Here is a 16573-nt window from a genome sequence, read left to right on the forward strand (position 1 = left end):
TGTGGCTGCCTTGTTTTCTGTGGGCTAAATTCCTAATTACTTAAAGTTTATTTGGTTCTGATGATGACAACAGAAAGTAATGCAGAATCTATCTCGCTGCCACTGGTTTTAGTAATACCAACCCATGACCGTGTCCTGCTCCTTGAACGAACCCTTGATTCAGTGCTGGCATGCAGGGCGCCTGAGGGGAGATCTGTTCGGGTGGTTGTTATAGAAAACGGAGGGAGGTATGGTGCCGAGGAAATCGTCAGGCAAAAAAGAACATGGGTCGTGCCTGAGTATCACTATACGGCAGGTGGTAATAAGAGCTTGGCGCTGAATCAAGTCCTGCAAACCGTTCCGGATTCACTGCTGGTCTTTCTTGATGATGATGTGCGTGTTGATCCAGACTTGCTCATCCATTATTCCAATGCTGCCGGACATGATTGCGAAGGACGTTTCTTTGGTGGGGGGCTATTGGTTGACTACGAAAAAACTCCCCCCGAATGGTTGCGTGGATATTTGCCGAGATCATCGACGGGATGGCACCCAGAAGAATATGCTCCCTTGGGGCGCATGTACTTTTTCGGGGCCAACTGGGCGGCTTTTTCAAGAGATTTGAAGAAAGTGGGCGGTTTTGACCAGCAGTTTGGGCCTGGGGGGCTCTCTGGTGGGACAGGTCAGGAAACGGTGACGCAGCAGCGATTGTCACAGGCTGGCATCAGACCCGAGTACATCAGGGGCGCCATTGTCTGGCACTATGTGCCTGAATGTCGGTCTTCGCCTCAATGGGCACTGGAAAGGGCCTATAAAACGGCCATTTCCAGTGGCTATAATCTTTCCAAAGCCGAATGTGGCAAGACAATTTCAGGAATTCCACTTTGGCTTTTCCGTGCGATGGTTTTGGCGTGGTTAAGGTCTATCAAGGCCGTGTTGATGGGGAATCCGGTGGATCGCTTTCATGCGAAATTTAAATTCACTGAAAGATTGGGCCATATGAGAGGTGTGCGTAGGCGTCATCTCGAAAGCCGAAATTCTACTAAAGATGAGCATTGATGCAATTTTTCTTCTCTGACTATCCGACTGTCGTTACTTATCTGTCTTTGCGATTCCAGTAGGGTAGGCAACGTAGCGCCGTTTCTCCGGGAGGTAGTATGCGATCGCTAAGTATGGCGGTGGGCAGTTTTTCTGATCGAGTGATGTTGAAATACTATCCCTGGAGGCGCCCATCATTTCAAGAAAAGATCATGGAGATTGAAAGGTTGAGAAAAGTATATGCTTTCTCACATGCGCAGGCCTTAGGGAAAGGTGGTGCACGTTCCGTGATCGATCAGCTTGGATTCCGAAGGCCCGCCGTCATCGGCGGGGAAAAATCGCCGCTGGATATCAAATATGACAGCTTGCCTGATGCATTTGTCATCAAACCTTCTGAAGGCTCTACCAGTCGTGGCGTATTTCCCATTATCAGAGATGAGGCAGGCTTGAAGTGCCTGTTTGAGGGTTATGTCACGCCTGATTACATTTCATCCACGATATTACGGCATGCAAATGATATCTCGTATCATACGGAATCAGTCACGATAGAGGCGTTGGTTCAGGATCCACAGCGCCAAGGGCAGATTCCGTATGACTGGAAATTTTGGTGTTTTCAAGGGCGAGTGGGGGTGGTTTGCCAGAATTCATGGAAAACGCGAAAAATCAGGGATGTTAAATGGTGGGATGGACAATGGGAGGATCTTGGCAAGGCAAGAAATGATGCTCCTGTCCTGAGTACACTTCCTGCTCCCCGGTTCCCGAAGGAGTTGACTGAGGTCGCGCAGAGCATTTCGCGAAAAATTCGTTTTCCATTTGTTCGCGTGGATTTGTACGAGGACCACATCGGGCCGATGGTAGGAGAAATCACGCCGTTTCCCGGGTTCAAGGCACCATTTCGAAGAGACATCGACCGCATGTTGGGCAAAGCCTGGGAAGAGGCGTGGGCGGAACTAATGTCACAGGATGGGTATATCCTTCCTTTGTCTCAAAACAAGCAAGCCGGTGTGTAGGACTGAATCCGGGCTTGTAGAGACTAATACCTAGGTTGGGTGAGCTCGCGCACGCACGATGAAAGGAAATAGATCACACATGAGTAATGCGACACCGGAAATTGCGGTTGTTATCCCGTACTATCAGCGACAGGCTGGTCTTCTGCGGCAGTGCGTGCTCTCCATCATAGAGCATTCCGGAACCACAAATTTTCAGATTATCGTTGTGGATGATGAGTCGCCTGTCTCGGCAGCCGAAGATTTGGCAGGGCTAGAGCCTCTCATGCTGGAACGAATCTGTATTATCCGTCAATCCAATGGCGGCCCTGGTGCGGCCAGAAACCGGGGTTTGGATGAAGTTCCTGCGGGAACTCCCTATGTGACTTTCCTTGACTCAGATGATCAATGGACCGCTGATTTTCTAAGTGATGCGGTATTTGCCTTGCGCTCTGGGTGTGATCTTTTTATTGGCAACAGCCAGCGCATTGGCCAGAAAACTGCCCGCTTTGAGTGGGTTTCTGGGGCAGGATTCAGCATGGCACCCGAGGATCACCAACAGATGGATGTGGTTCGTAAAATTTACGAATTTGCTGGCGATTTTTTCGATTTGCTGGTCTACCGGACGAATGTTATCGGGCCGACCACAATGGCATATCGGTTCGACAAGTTCCCAACGGTACGGTTTGATCCTTCTATTTTCAATGGACAGGATCGACTGTTCAAGCTCACTTTGGGGCAGGGTTTGGATCGAGTGGCTTTTTCACCAAAGATCTATGCCTATGAAGGCGAAGGAGTGAATATCTTTGACAAGTCTCAGTGGGGGGCTCCTGGCTCCATAAGACTGGCTTCCAGTTATATTCGTCTTTGCAAGCGTATTCTGTTACAGATACGGCTGACGTCTGCCCAGAGAGACCATATTGCCAAGCAGCTTGCAGAAGCTCGCCGCGGTTTGGCGGGGAACACCTTACACCTGCTTCGCACCGGCAGGCCAGTAGACTGGTCTCGGATCCTGTCGACATTTCGCGAGGATCCAATATGTGCGGTGTGGTTTGTTCCTAATCTTGCCTTGAGCATTTGGAAACGCTTTTCATAGTAGGTGATGCTATGGTCGTGGTTGCTGGCTATGTTCCAAAATCGCGAAAGCAGAATATGGTCTCACCTGAAAGCAGGTAATCAAACGGGTATGTGCTTACGCAGGAGAAAAATGATCGGCTCGTCCCTTGCCATGGTAACCGCCAATCATCCAGTTCCATCATTATAAGATTGGTGTTCTTAACCCATTCCAGATTTTTCTGGAAGAGATTTGACTGTGCGCCTTCGATGTCGATCTTGATGATGAAAGGGGCATCAGTTCCGGCTTGTTTGCAAATGTCATTGATGGTGTAGCTGGGAACGGTGTCTGCATGTTCGCTATCTTCCGCATCAACCTTGAATGCGGCAGAGCCTGAATCCGGATTGATGATGCGTAGGTGCCCACTTTGACTCCACACCCCTCCCAGTAGCGGGGTTGCCCGATCGCCCAGGGCTTTAATATTGCTTTTTAGGATTTCATAGTTCGCCCTGTCTGGTTCCACGACGATAATCTGAGCCTCGGGGAATTTTAATCCCAGGAAGAGCGTGGATAGCCCGATGTTGCCGCCGCAGTCGATGATGAGTGGACGTTTCCCTTCAGAGATCATTTTGTGATACTGGTTGATCAGGTTTTTGCTCTGCGGGAATCCTGATATGTCATACTGCTGTAGAACCAGACACTGCCAGAATATGGAATGATCGCTGACGGTCTTGCGTAAGTGAATCTTGGAAGGATAGCCGGGTGTCTGGTACTGCTTAATGGTGCCGGGCGCCTGATGCATGCGGGTTTCCATGGAAAAAAGCAACCGTATTCCGTGAATAATCCCGAATTTTCGGAGATAGTTTGGTGTTTTTGCAATAATGCGGTAAAGAGTTTTCATCTTGCTCCACCAAGTGATTTTGGAAGGGATTTTATGATCTGTTTAGCTTGGCGGGTGTAGGCTCCCCCATCAAATCTGTGCCCACCGATGAAATGGATAATTTTCCCATCCTCCAGATCTTGCTTGAGATCCCAGTACGGATAATGCTCGAAAGGCAAGACAAGCGGGTTATCGGTATTTGCAATCATATAGTTTGATGCAACCTGTTCACTACCCCAGGAAGACCATTTTTCATTACCTAATTGCTTCTCCATTTCCACGGAGAAGTTCTCAAGCTCCTGGAACTTGATGCTTTCCATGGCAAATCCCGCAAAGCCAGCGCAGCCGCGGATATAGCTGCGTTCCAATGCATTGGGTAAATTGCAGAGTGCACGCTCAGCCAGCACCTGAATATGCTGGCTCTCCATGGCGTGAGCGAGTTTACTGGCATCATGAACAGGGGTGCGTGAGCGCCCAAGGCGAGTGCCTAGCGTGAAGCATCGGTTCTGTTGGATGCACTGAAGAACTTCGGTCGGTTCGCGAGCCGTCACCGTGTCTGAATCCAGTTGGATTACGTAGTGCCGGGGACACAGGCATGAAATCATTACTAGGCGCTCCCAGCAGCCACCACGTGGGCACTGGCCGACGTCAATGTCTGAAGTGCGAATAAATTCGACTGTTCCCAAGTGTTTTTCGATGATTTCTCTATGATTTAGGCATAGCCCATCATCTATGATGAAAAATGATCTCGGCGTGATGAATTGTGCGAGCGATTTTGCTGCGATTAGCAGCATGATCAGGTCGGGGTCATGTGATTGGCTGAGAATTATGGTTTGGCTTTCGGGGTTGCAGACAATAGGGGCTGTCTTAAGAATTCCGCGCGCATTCCAGTTGAATAGCCGTTTTTTGTACTTGGCTAATGAGGGCATTTTGGGCTCTCTTGTTAGGTTATTACCGAGGAGTTATGAGGTTGGATTTCAGGATCATTACCCACCCATTCATGACGCACTAGAAATGCGGTTTTACCAGGATCGATTGCCTGCGGTGGAAGGCAGAATCCACTTGCCGTAGGCATGGAGGAATCCAACTGTGCAGTGCGAATTTCATCCAATCCGTAGGGGTGTATTCTTCGAGGTACTCCCTGAATTTTGGATATGATCTCCAGTTTTTTTGTGAATGCAGTCGCCGCCGTCATCAGCGCGTGGCCGGCAGGGTTCAAGAGCATGAAAGGCTCTTTGCCACGATTATCAATTCTGAGCTCATGGGACAGCTTTCCATATTTCGATGCGAAATTAAGCGAGATCGTACAGCGAAGATCCTGTATATGGTTTCGGCTAAGCGCCTTCTTCTGTCCATAAATTCCATTAAGCAAGCGCCAGTCCAATGCCGCCAGGACTCTTTGAGCAAGGCCGATGACTGGTTGCCGTAATAGGCAAACCGGATACCCGGATAAGTGAACGGATAGCACTTCATTTTTTTCTGAAATTTCAACGGTATCAAAATCAGTCAGGCCATAAATGCCGGTGCTGGTTTGGAATATGGGTGTCCAGCCTGCTAATGCGGGATTTCTAAGAAGTGCATCCGCAGTTGTGCGAGTGGGTGGAGGGCATAGGCATTGTCCCCCCAAAACCAGATGGAATGGCACGCCTCCTGCATAGCGAAATTCGACTTCTGTACTGCTAAAGCGCTGCGGGGGTTGTCCACGAGTGGATACCAGTGCCACCATCTCCCTTGACTCAAATCGGAGCAAACCAGCATCCGTATCTTCTATGAGATGTGTTTGTGAATGAGAAAAACTCAGGTGATGTAGCCAATTTGAAGCTGGTTCAGCACTACTGTTGGTGTGCTGTGCCCAAGTCAGTATGCCTGCAAGCCAGGCATTATAGACACCTAGTTCCATATAGTTATCCCAACCGGCTTCCTTGTCTTCCGCTATATTCGGATTGAGTGATATGAGCCCATCTACTCGCGTTTGTCGGTCAAGGCGATCCAGTATCCCGGTAATGATGTGGTAGCCTGAATTATGGCGCTGCCTCTCATCGGAAAAACCCATCAATAATAGGCTTGCCAGGAGACAGGCATCGCCGTAGAGCGCATGCGTGCTGCGACCAAAGCCTCCCACGTGGGTAGCTCCATCCCATGTAAGCGCTACCCAATCTAGCATTTTTTGAATTTTGGATTTCAGTGCAGGAAAATCCATGTGCCATGCGGCTAAAACAGCAACAAATAGTGCTTTGTGGTGGTAGGCCATGGGGGTTGCTCCCCATGAATTTTTCGGTTTGGACGGATAATCTATGAACCCACCAGAGGGCGTAGTCCATCTATCTAATAGTTCGATGAATTTTTTTCCACGCTGTATGCGTTCGCGATCGGATGTCGCCTCCAGTATTCGGCAGAGAGCTGCCAGCAGTGTCCAATTGTTGGAAGAGTAATGGCCCCGTAGGGGGAAGCGGGGCATGGCGGAGTTAATTATGAGCTTGGTGGCTGCATGTGTGTCGCTTTGATCAAGGGTGTTTCTCAGCAATAATAGCAATAACCGATTGAATGGCTCATGACGGATTGCTTCTGGTGGGGTTGATAGCCATGACTCAAGAAGGTCCGTCCACGTAGTACTCTCGGTACCGTTTTTCAGTGCCAAGGCTAGGGCCAAGCTACTTTGACCATAGTGACTATTTGGCATAAGGTCTTGCCGTATGGGATCCCAGACACCTGATCCAGGCCTGATGAATGCCGCTAGATTTAAGGTGATCTGGTCCGTGAATTTATCCAGGCGTCGTGAGCAAGGTTGGGACGGTAGTCCAGAAAAGTTTTTTGAGTGATCGCCGATGACAGGTTGTGATAGCTCATCCATGTTATCGATCTCCTAGTTGTAGTTTTTTTTGTCAGCGGCGTCCACTTGTGCAGATGCGATAAAGTCTGGAAATCGAATCCTTTGGGATAGTAATTTACTCCTATCTCCTGTGGTAGCAGTTTCGATTACGGTCGGTGATTCGGATTCTTCAAGTTCACGACGCATGATGATAGTCAACGCGATAAAAGCATACAGGAGATTGAAATAGGCGACATCCAGAAAGGTCCCTGCTGCCATGAATCCTATCAGCCCAACTTGCAGAGCCCAAGCGAATTCGGCCAGCCATAGCTGATTTTTTCTTTTCGCGGCGGTTCGCCTTATTCGGTGCAGTGTATGGAATGTAAACCCGATCAATAGCAACCATATCGCTAAGCCACCAAATCCGTGCTGTCCCAGCATCTGGAAGTAGATGCTGTGAGCAGAAAAATGGTGTCCCCAGCCGCCGTCAAAATTGGCATAGCTGAGCCACCAGTCAAAGCCCTTGCCGGTATGTCGGAATCCCATTCCCAGCAAAGGGCGTTCTTTTGCCATGTTCCAGTTTGCTCCCCAGGCCTGGATCCGCTGCATGGATGAGTCATCTTCCTGGTAAGTCTGGATTGTTTTCCACCTTTCCAGGAGTGGATCGGGTACTGTCACACCAAGCACAAGCACGCCGATGAGTGCTGCAGCAATCATGGTGCCTTTGTACTGCATCCTGAGAAAAAGGAACGGCAGAATCGCAAGAAATCCGAGCAATGCCCCCCGTGAGTGGGTTGCCAGTATCGCAATGATGGTGAGCCAAAATGCTGCATATATTCCCCAAGAAATATATTTTGACCAACTGCGTATCCATGGCCAACCAAAGTCGATCCATTGATAGTAAAACATTCTTGCGCTGGCCAATATCAAAGGTAATATCATCAGCATGGCCAGGCCAATATAGGTGTTGCCTGCCAGAAAGCTTCTGGGAGGGCCTAGAACCATATGTGCCCCCCCCGTGCTGATGGCAAAAAAACCTCCTTTGATCCCATAAAACCCAATGGAAAATGTAATGATGAGTAGTAATGGCACAATCCGGCGCTGACCATAAATAAGTATTGGCGTCACGAAAGTAATGAGCATGATCTTCATGACTGTATCCCACTGCGCCCAAGCGCCAGTCGGGTTTACTGCAAAATAGCTTGTCAAGGTGAAATACCCGGCCAGGATGAACATCATGGCCATCTCTCGGGTATATGGCATGGGTCGCCGATCCTTTGTGAGAAACAAGGCGATAAGGGTCGCGAGACCAATGACGACAGCTATTTGGAATGTCCGCATAAATCCCCATGTATGCGCATGAGGAACAAAAAGCCCCACCCAGAACCATGCAAGGATCCCGACCCAAGGGCGAAGCAGTATTATCGGCACTAAGCCAATGGTGATGGCAAATAGCAAAAGATCACGCATGACTAGACCTTTGGGGCGCGTATATCAGAAAGTCCTGTGAGCAGTGCGGGACTTTAAGAGGCAGGATAGTCTTTTTATGATTCATAAAATCAACCTTGGGTGTTTTTCAGGGACTTGAGCCTGCATGCTGTTTTGATCTGGAAAATCACGAAAGGGGGTTGCCTCAGCATTTTATATTCCCTGCTTAGTGGCGCATGAGGCATGATTATCATAAGGAAAGGTGGCGATGTTTTACTGTTTTGAAAGCACTTAGTAGCAAGTAACGCCAAGTTGCCGGGCGGCCGGGCCTTCGAGTGGCGGAGTAAGCAAATGAGCGTAGTGCCAATTGCGGGTCTCCAGCCCAGTAATGATGATAACCAAAATCGAAACTGATATCAGCGAGACGTTTTTTGATATCAGCTGGAGCTGTATACTCTTGGTTGGGGCCTTTGAGTCCCCATCGGGCCAAGGCCTTTTCAACCACTATGCGCTCATAGTTTTCATGAGGCCACTTGTGGATACACCCTCGTCCATGTACCCGATAGAGTGCAAGGATACGGTCAAGTTGATGGATCTCTGTCACTCGTGAGGCCCTTATCCAGTAGTCATAATCCTGGCCGCGCTTTAGTGTAGTATCAAATAGGCCAATGGTATCGATGAGGGTTCGCCGGAACACCACTGTGATTGTGTGGAGTAGAGAGCTGAAAAGTAGTCGATTGTAGAGCCAGCCGGAGCGATCTGGAACTATGCTGGCTGGCTGCCCCATTGTGGGGGTAGAGATATATGATAAGGCCGCCGGAAATCTTCCCTCGGTATCTGGTTTCCAGACTTGCCATCGGGCGTAAACCATGCTGATGTTCGGGTGTCTTTCAAGATGCTGAATTTGAAGGGATAGCTTGCCGGGTAACCATATGTCATCAGAATCAAGAAAGGCGATGTATTCACCTGCTGCCGCTGCCATTCCAGCATTCCTTGCAGCAGCAGCTCCCTGGTTCTCTTGTGTGATCAAAGTGATGCGATCACCATAGCTTTTTAGTAAGTCGATGGTTTCATCCGTTGAGCCATCGTCAACGATGATGAGTTCTATGTTTGGGTAGTCTTGGTCGAGTACGCTCTCAATAGCCTCTTGTATATAAGCGCCAGTGTTGTATGAGGGCATTACAATACTTACAAGTGGCTTGCTTGGTTGCGCTTTGCTATTGATGCTTGGGGCGCCGTGAGTTGCATGGCAAGATCTGTGCATTATGTGCTCGGCTTGAATTGTTGGTTGCTATTTTAGCTGATTAGCTCTGTTCCAGCACAAGCCACATTTGTTATGGCGAGAGCTTGAAAGTTGGTAATTTTTCACTCCTTATGATGGGGTGAGGGCGGGTTTATGTGCTCGGAAATTAGGTAGAGAGGGCGCTGTTTAGTTTCATCGAACATTCGGCCCAGATACTCTCCTATTACTCCCAGTGCTATTAGTTGAACTCCGCCTAGAAAAAGGATTACCACCATCAATGATGGGTAGCCAGGCACAGGGTTTCCGTGAATGAGTGTGTGGACGATCATCCAGATGCCGTAGATGAATGAAAGTGCAGCAACTGTCAGGCCAAAATAGGTTGCTATCTTAAGTGGTGCTGTGGTGAAAGATGTGATTCCTTCAAGCGCGAAATTCCAAAGCTTCCAGTAATTCCACTTGGTAGATCCGGCAAATCTGCGATCCCGATGATAGGGTATTGCAGTTTGTTTATATCCGATCCAGGCAAAGAGACCCTTCATGAAACGATGATGTTCTCTCAGGGATTTCAGGGCATCAATGGCGGGCCTGCTCAGGAGTCGAAAATCGCCTGTATCTGCGGGAATTTCCACATGGCCAATTTTTTTTATGGTACGGTAGAAAAGGTATGCAGTAATTTTTTTTAGCAATGATTCTCCGTCACGCGAGATACGCTTGGCATAAACCACATCGTTTCCCGCACGCCACATTTCTAATAATTCAGGGATTAGCTCTGGAGGGTCCTGTAAGTCGGCGTCGATAATGATCACAGCTTCTCCTGTCGCATGATCGAGTCCAGCCGACATTGCAATTTCTTTCCCAAAGTTTCTGCTGAGATTAATAAGCTCAACCTGGGGGTCATTTTCAGATAATTGTGTGATTATCTCAGCTGTATGGTCTTTGCTGCCATCATTTATGAAAACAAGCCTGAAATTATAGGGAAGCTCTTTGGTGACGGATTTAATTCTTTCGTAAAGTGCGAGTATGACTTCTTCTTCGTTATACGCGGGGACAATAATTGAGATGGTTGTTATGTTTTTGTCTGATTCTTTTGGGGGGTGGTTGGGCATGGCGTTTGTCCTGAAAAGGTCCAATATTTGTTGATTATGAAGTTCCAGAATAGCACCACAGCCGTGCTAGCGATCTGTGCAGCTAAATAATTTATCTTTAAAATATATACTCCTGTGGCTAGCAGTCCTGCATTTAGTAGCATGCCGCTCAGTGCCGCTGCTATAAAGCGTGGAGCAATGGTTGTGTGGGTTCCTGTTGCTTTGAATGTGAAGCGATAGTTCAGGATATAGTTAATGATTGCGCCACCGATAAATCCTATGGTGGATGCAAGGGTAGGCTCCACATTTGCTGTATATGCTAGCCCGATAAAAAGTGTATAGTGGCCGGCGGTAGAGATGCCGCCGACTGTTACGAAGGCTAAAAATTGATGCGCAATATGCATTCATGGCCTTTGCTGAGATTGGCGATGAGAGCGTTGCTTTTCTGTAATGCTTAATGCCGCGATTATTGCTAGAAAACCTAGCGCTGGTAAGTGATATTTGCCGCCGCTCTCTACGATAGAGTGAATGCTGTAGAAATATAGAAAAACAAGTATCATGGGCAGTAGCAAAATTGAAGGCGGTTCGCGCCGGCTAAGCCATCGATATGTGCCCACTAGAATGATTATCCAGATTAGGATCCAGTAGGAGTTTGCTACAGCTTTCCATGCCGCATATGTCGGTTCACTCACCTGGATTCCGCCACGTCGTAGGGTTTCATAGATTCCTGTGCTGTCGTCTCCCAGGAATAGTATTTGCTTTTCTATGGCAAGGCGCAGGAAGTCCATTGGGTTTTCACGTATCCATTCCATGCCTAACTTGAATCCTAAGGCGTTGGCCTCAAGCTCTGGATATTGGTCAAGTTGGTCCGTCCATTGTGTTCGAATGAAACCTCCTGTAGCCTCGGGGTGATTGGCTTTATAGAAGACACCGCCGCCATTGGTGGAGATTAGTACGAACTGGTCGAAAACCTGATAATTTCTTATAGACCAAGGTGATATAATTAATGCCATTCCCAATAGTATGAGTGCTAGTCTCATAAGTATTATTTTTGCGGGTGACCGGATTAGGAAGTCGGAGACTATGACTGCCGTTGTCAGTAGAATCACTGACGGCTGAACCAAGGCACCAAAGCCAAGGATCATTCCTGCCGGAAGAGCAATTTTATAATTTTTCGGTCTGCGGTAAAGAAGCAGGAATACGATTACGAGTATGAGTATCAGGGGCATCTCTTTTTCAGGAACACCGGTGAGCGCGATGTGTGTGGGCCAGATACAGATAATGGCTGTGGCAATGCGCCCACATGCTTCTCCTCCAATTGTGCGTCCAAGGAAATATACACCTATTATGGTGCCGGTATATATCGCCAGATTCGTTCCGACGATAACTTCTTTGCTTGAACCAAAGATGGCCACTATGGGGGAAAGCAGAAATGGGTACCCCGGAGGCCAGAAAGCTCGCCATCCTGTACCGCCATATTCTTCGCCTCTGCTAAGTTTTTCTGCAAGCCAGAGATAGGTGGCTCCATCTGACGATGGAGATGCTGGAAAGCTGATAACCCAAAGCAGCCTCAGGATTATTCCTATAGTAATTACTGACCCTAGCCACATGGCTGTGGATGGTTTTTTTGAGAGATTTTCGGTGCGGTCAAAGAGATAAGTTAATTTCTGGCGACCTATGAAAAGTGTCGTCAATATCCCCATTGAAAATAGTATCCCAATAAGCCAGTTTATCCAGGGGGAGGGGGCAAATAGCAGGCGCGTTGAAAGTAGTGGGGTGGCAATCAGTACCTGGATTGATACTATTCCTAAAATGCCAACGATAATGAGTGTAAGTAGGAGCCTTATGCCGGTTGAAGTATTCACAATATGAGCTTCCTTAGCATGCGGTTGTATAATTCCAGATGCCATTTTTAAAGCAGGGAGATAAAAATGGAGGTATGGGCGTGATTTAATTTGTTTGCTGGAGGCTTGAATGGTTGCCGCAACTTGCGTCTCCGGTGCTGCGGGAATCGAGGTTGCATCCGATGCGTGAGATTCAGGCATCGGCCACAAGTGCAGCCACCCGTTGGTGGTGCTTTGCTATAAGGTGCGCGGGCCTTCTTGGCCAAATGTGGGTTGGCCCGACCGCTGATGCTCACTCTAGCCTCCCATGGTGGTCTATCCGGCAGAGACGTGCTCCCTGCGGGCACGCATTTTGGTGCTGTGCTGGTAGAAGCGGCGTCCAGGCTATGCCGATTATGAATTGTCAGTGACTTGAACATCTGCATTAAGCCATGCTGATGTGACCGGCTTTACTCTTATGGGGCTTATCCTACACCCGGTCGGCACAGGGTGAAACGTCTTCCAATGAATGCTCGCCAGAGGTTTGCCAGGAGCTTGGTTGCGGCGGACCCATATTTTTTTGTCTGGTTGCCTTTGATTCTCTAATCTGGGGGGAGGATTAGCAAGATGTTGGCACAAAGCCTGCCTTACCTGAGACGACCTATTCGTGACCCTGCTGTGAGCAGTGATCTGGATGCCAGAACGCCTGTGTAACCGAGGTGTTCTGTTGGGGCTTGGGGCACCACTGATAGAGCTGGCCGGACTGAAGGCCCCGCTCTCTAGCGGCGGCACTTAGATGATTCGCTTGGTTAGGACCAATGTCTAATCCTTGAAAGCCCCCTGCCGTTCGGTTCTATGGATGGGAGGCGACCGGTATCGAGTGCTTTGCAATCATGGACGCCTTAGGTGTGTTGAGGTCGTATCCGATGGTTGAAAGTCCCACTCAAGATGGGGAAATTCCCACTCCTGTTCCCGCGTTTGCCCGCGATCAAGTTTGCCTTCGACAGGGCGGAGGTCCAGGGTGTCAAGATTGCCCCATGGGTTTCTTAAATAGATGTCGGCCTGTCCCATGTTGCGGGTCAGGTTGTCCTTGTTTCTGACCCGGCGGGGCAGGATCAGCGGGGTGCCGGCGAAGACGGCGTTGCCCGCGACGACCTGTTCGTAGCCCTGCTGGGGGCGGTCGACATGAATGCCGAAACCCTGTGCAACCAGGGTGTTCTGCAGGATGTGAACCTCCCGGGGCAGGTGGTTGTGGGGGCGGACGATGAGGGCGTCGTTGTAGTGGTTCACGAACAGGTTGTTGTACAGGGCAATATTGCCCTCGCCCTGGAACAGGCGTTCGTAGGGGTTCTGGTAGAACAGGTTGCCATGGATCAGGTAGCGATCATGTTGCCCCAGGCCGGTTTCGGGGAAATGGCCCACCAGCAGGTTGGGGCGCGCCTGGTTGCCGCTGTTGCCGTGCCGGGCCTTGCTGAAGGTGTTGTAACGAATGAGGGTGTGTCCCGGCTGGGTGGGCATGCCCGGTAGCCATTGGCGCTGGGTCTGGTGTTTGATCTGGGCGTTGTAGCCCAGGGTGTCTTCGATAAGGTTGTGCTCGATCAGCCCGCCGATGAAGGGGCCGCTTCCATCAGGTCTGCCCAGATACATGCCGGTGCCCACATGATGGATATGGTTGTGCCGGATGATCCAGCCCCAGGCGGGGCTGCGGGTGGTGATGCCGTTATGCCCTTGGGCACCGTCGTAATTGTGGATGTGCAGGTGTTCCAGGGTGATGTGGTGGGTGAAGTGGCTGTGGCTTTCGGCGACGATGGCGTCGGCGTTTTGCTGTTGGCCGTCCAGGGTGAGATGCCGGATGGTGATGTGGGCAGCATTGACTAGGCTGATGGTGCGCTGGTTGTTCCTTGCCTGGAGCAGGGCGGGTGTGCCGGTTTCCGGACCGGTGATGACGATGGGGTGTTCTGCGGTGCCCTGGATGTGGTGCAGGTTGAGCTGGCCGGAATAGGTGCCGGGGGCCAGTTCCAGGCGATCACCCGGCTGGAGTTGCCTGGCCAGTTGGCGGAAGTTCTCCGGCGTGGCCTGAAGGATGCGACGGGGTGTCGGCAGGGTGGTGGGCGCATCCGGTTCCGCCATGGTGATGGCGAGTGTCCGCTGGAGCGGTGGGAGTAGGTGGGTGTTGATGTTGCTGCCGGGTGCGCTGTCCTTCATTGGGGACTGGATTTCAGCGCTGGTGGTGATGGTATGGGGCTGGGCGGCCAGTGGCTGGCTGATGGGCAGGAGCAGCAACAACAGCAGCAGGAGTAGCGGCGGTAGGTGGTGCCCGGTGGGGTGTTTTGGAGTTTTGGGTGGTGCCATCATCCGTCAGGTATCCGCGGGTTGAGTGGCCTGTCGATTCGGAACGAGAGGTTCAGCGTAAACGGATATGGGATGTTCTGCCATATATATGGAGTTGGGCTATGGTGGAGTCCTGGTCCCTTGGGCGACCGCCCGATCATGACATTCTGGATGGAGATCTCCATTGACTGATGTGCCTCGAAAGGGGGTTAATTTTGCGGTGGCTGCCTGGTTGTCACTGCTGGCGGTGCTCTATGCCACCTTGATGCCGTTTGATTTCGGTAACCAAAGTGTTGCCCAGGCCTGGGCACATTTCACCAGTCTGGATGTCCCGCAAATGCGTGCCTCGGCACGGCAGCAGTGGGTGGCCAATATCCTCATGTTCGTGCCTCTTGGGCTGTTCTGGACGGCCTGGTTGTCCGGTTATGTGCGCGGTTTCCTGGGGCGTTGCCTGGTGGGGCTGTTCGTGGTCCTGCTGGCCCTGGCGACCACGGCGACGGTGGAGTTCCTGCAGTTCTGGTTGCCCCGGCGAGAGCCGTCCCTGCTGGATATGAGCGGCAACTTCATTGGTGGCGTGGTGGGCGTGCTGGCATGGTATGGATTGTCGGGGCCGGGACTCCGGTGGTTGGCGACGCTGCGCCAGGGTGGGTTGACCGCGTTGCGAAGAGGGTTGGTGATCTATGGGGTGGCCTATGTGCTGTTTGCCTGGTTGCCGCTGGATTTCATCGTTTCCTGGCAGGAGTGGGTGGGTAAGCTGGAATCCAATGGCTGGGGGCTTTGGCGGGCGCCTGTCTCTGAGGATGCCGGCCTGCGCTGGTGGGTGCTGCGGAGCATGATTGTGGTGATGACCCTGCCTGTCGGTATCTTGGTGGGGTGGTGGATGAGGGAGTATTTTGCGGCTGTCTCAGGCCGCAGGAGATTCTTCCTGTCCGTGGTTGCCGCAACGATGTTTGGCGTGTGGGTGGAAATCGGGCAGTTTCTGACGATTTCCGGCGTTGCCGAGGGTGGGTCCGCTCTGTTCCGTGCGCTGGGGGTGCTCCTGGGGATCGGGCTGTTTGTGTGGTGCGGTTATTTCAGTCCGGATCGGCTGCGTCACTGGGCGCGGCCGGTGGTGATGCTTTCGTTGATCCCTTATCTGGCGCTCATGGTGCTGCTCAATCTGGGCGGAAAGGGGTTTGTTCGGGGGGGTGAATCCGGATGGACTGGGGGACGATGGCGAGTCTGAATGTGTCGCTGATGGTGGAGCCGTCCACAAGGTCAACCTTCCAGGGCAGCTCGGATTCGCTGAAGGCCTCCTGGAGCAAGCCCAGGTGTCGCAGGCTTATGGGCGTTCTGGGCATGATGAGTAGATCCAGGTCCGAATAGGGCTTGGTCCTGCCGGTGACCCTGGAGCCGAAGGCCCTGACTTCCGTGTCCGGCAGGTGCCGGCAAAGGATGTCCGACACGATTGCCCAGTGACGGGGCTCGATGTCGATGGGAGGCTTATTGGTTGCGGGCATTGAGCTGTTCCAGCAGGTGTTGCGCATCCTGAAGAAAGCCCTGGCACGCCTGGAGGATTATGGCCGCTTTCTTTTGATCGTAAGTGTGGGCCGTGATGTTGCGCAGGGTGCGATACTGGAACCAGGCTTCCACGTCACTGATCAGGCCTTTTTCGGCTCCGCTTCGCAGCAGGTCTCTGAAATTGCTTTTATCGATTTCTTCAGGGCTGGCTGCTTCCAGTTCCATCTGTCGACGTAGCATCTTGACGCTGAGTTCGTAGACAAACTCGAAATTCTGAATCACGCCGGCGATGAGGGTGTTTCTGACCGCAGGCGCCTGTGACTGGAACCAAGTGCTGTCACTGACGATGGCCATGGCCTCTCGAAACGAGATGATGGCATTTTGCAGCGGACTCAGATCCAGCGTTTCATCCATGGTGCT

The 16573-nt window shown here is 51.0% G+C and carries 15 protein-coding genes; 4 read left to right on the top strand and 11 right to left on the bottom strand.

The window, feature by feature from the left end:
* Positions 1–63 precede the first annotated feature (63 nt).
* From LQ956_RS08760 to LQ956_RS08770, 3 genes are all read left to right on the top strand, one after another.
* Positions 64–1035 (top strand): glycosyltransferase family 2 protein, encoded by a 972-nt coding sequence (locus LQ956_RS08760; protein ID WP_238629857.1) that lies wholly within the window; start codon positions 64–66, stop codon positions 1033–1035.
* A 143-nt stretch (positions 1036–1178) separates the two neighbouring features.
* A complete protein-coding gene (locus tag LQ956_RS08765) occupies positions 1179–2024 on the top strand; it encodes an ATP-grasp fold amidoligase family protein (RefSeq protein ID WP_238629832.1) in 846 nt (281 codons plus the stop codon).
* Between the two features lie 79 nt (positions 2025–2103).
* Entirely contained in the window at positions 2104–3096 is a 993-nt protein-coding gene (locus tag LQ956_RS08770) for a glycosyltransferase family 2 protein (protein ID WP_238629833.1), read from the top strand.
* Positions 3097–3124: 28 nt separating this feature from the next.
* Here the strand turns inward: LQ956_RS08770 and LQ956_RS08775 are convergent, their stop codons facing one another.
* The 9 genes from LQ956_RS08775 to LQ956_RS08815 all read right to left on the bottom strand — a co-directional run bounded on the left by LQ956_RS08775 (position 3125) and on the right by LQ956_RS08815 (position 14677).
* On the bottom strand, positions 3125–3955 hold the full coding sequence (locus LQ956_RS08775; protein ID WP_238629834.1) for an FkbM family methyltransferase: 831 nt from the start codon (positions 3953–3955) through the stop codon (positions 3125–3127).
* Entirely contained in the window at positions 3952–4863 is a 912-nt protein-coding gene (locus tag LQ956_RS08780; protein WP_238629835.1) for a hypothetical protein, read from the bottom strand. The genes LQ956_RS08775 and LQ956_RS08780 overlap by 4 nt, the downstream gene beginning before the upstream one ends.
* A 14-nt stretch (positions 4864–4877) precedes the next feature.
* On the bottom strand, positions 4878–6785 hold the full coding sequence (locus LQ956_RS08785; protein WP_238629836.1) for a hypothetical protein: 1908 nt from the start codon (positions 6783–6785) through the stop codon (positions 4878–4880).
* 12 nt (positions 6786–6797) lie between these two features.
* Complete coding sequence (locus LQ956_RS08790; RefSeq protein WP_238629837.1) at positions 6798–8213, bottom strand: putative O-glycosylation ligase, exosortase A system-associated; 1416 nt, start codon at positions 8211–8213, stop codon at positions 6798–6800.
* 208 nt (positions 8214–8421) lie between these two features.
* Positions 8422–9435 carry a glycosyltransferase gene (locus LQ956_RS08795; protein WP_488349798.1) on the bottom strand — a complete coding sequence of 338 codons (1014 nt, stop codon included), beginning with the start codon at positions 9433–9435 and terminating at the stop codon, positions 8422–8424.
* 101 nt (positions 9436–9536) lie between these two features.
* Positions 9537–10520, bottom strand: coding sequence for a glycosyltransferase family 2 protein (locus LQ956_RS08800; protein WP_238629839.1), 984 nt, complete (start codon positions 10518–10520; stop codon positions 9537–9539).
* A complete protein-coding gene (locus tag LQ956_RS08805) occupies positions 10481–10903 on the bottom strand; it encodes a GtrA family protein (RefSeq protein WP_238629840.1) in 423 nt (140 codons plus the stop codon). Before LQ956_RS08805 ends, LQ956_RS08800 begins: the two co-directional genes overlap by 40 nt.
* Entirely contained in the window at positions 10904–12364 is a 1461-nt protein-coding gene (locus LQ956_RS08810; RefSeq protein ID WP_238629841.1) for a glycosyltransferase family 39 protein, read from the bottom strand.
* Between the two features lie 849 nt (positions 12365–13213).
* A complete protein-coding gene (locus LQ956_RS08815; RefSeq protein WP_430733409.1) occupies positions 13214–14677 on the bottom strand; it encodes a right-handed parallel beta-helix repeat-containing protein in 1464 nt (487 codons plus the stop codon).
* A gap of 196 nt (positions 14678–14873) precedes the next feature.
* Between LQ956_RS08815 and LQ956_RS08820 the strand changes: the two genes are divergently transcribed.
* A complete protein-coding gene (locus LQ956_RS08820) occupies positions 14874–15878 on the top strand; it encodes a VanZ family protein (protein ID WP_238629842.1) in 1005 nt (334 codons plus the stop codon).
* On the opposite strand, the gene LQ956_RS08825 is transcribed toward LQ956_RS08820, so the two are convergent.
* Together LQ956_RS08825 and LQ956_RS08830 are read right to left on the bottom strand one after the other, a co-directional pair.
* Positions 15808–16152: a nucleotidyltransferase family protein gene (locus LQ956_RS08825; RefSeq protein ID WP_238629843.1), complete on the bottom strand. Its 345-nt coding sequence runs from the start codon at positions 16150–16152 to the stop codon at positions 15808–15810. The two genes, LQ956_RS08820 and LQ956_RS08825, sit on opposite strands and share 71 nt — an antisense overlap.
* Entirely contained in the window at positions 16136–16567 is a 432-nt protein-coding gene (locus LQ956_RS08830; RefSeq protein ID WP_238629844.1) for a nucleotidyltransferase substrate binding protein, read from the bottom strand. Before LQ956_RS08830 ends, LQ956_RS08825 begins: the two co-directional genes overlap by 17 nt.
* Positions 16568–16573: the final 6 nt, after the last annotated feature.

This window comes from Ectothiorhodospira lacustris (genome assembly GCF_022227845.1).
GTDB classification, from domain to species: domain Bacteria; phylum Pseudomonadota; class Gammaproteobacteria; order Ectothiorhodospirales; family Ectothiorhodospiraceae; genus Ectothiorhodospira; species Ectothiorhodospira lacustris.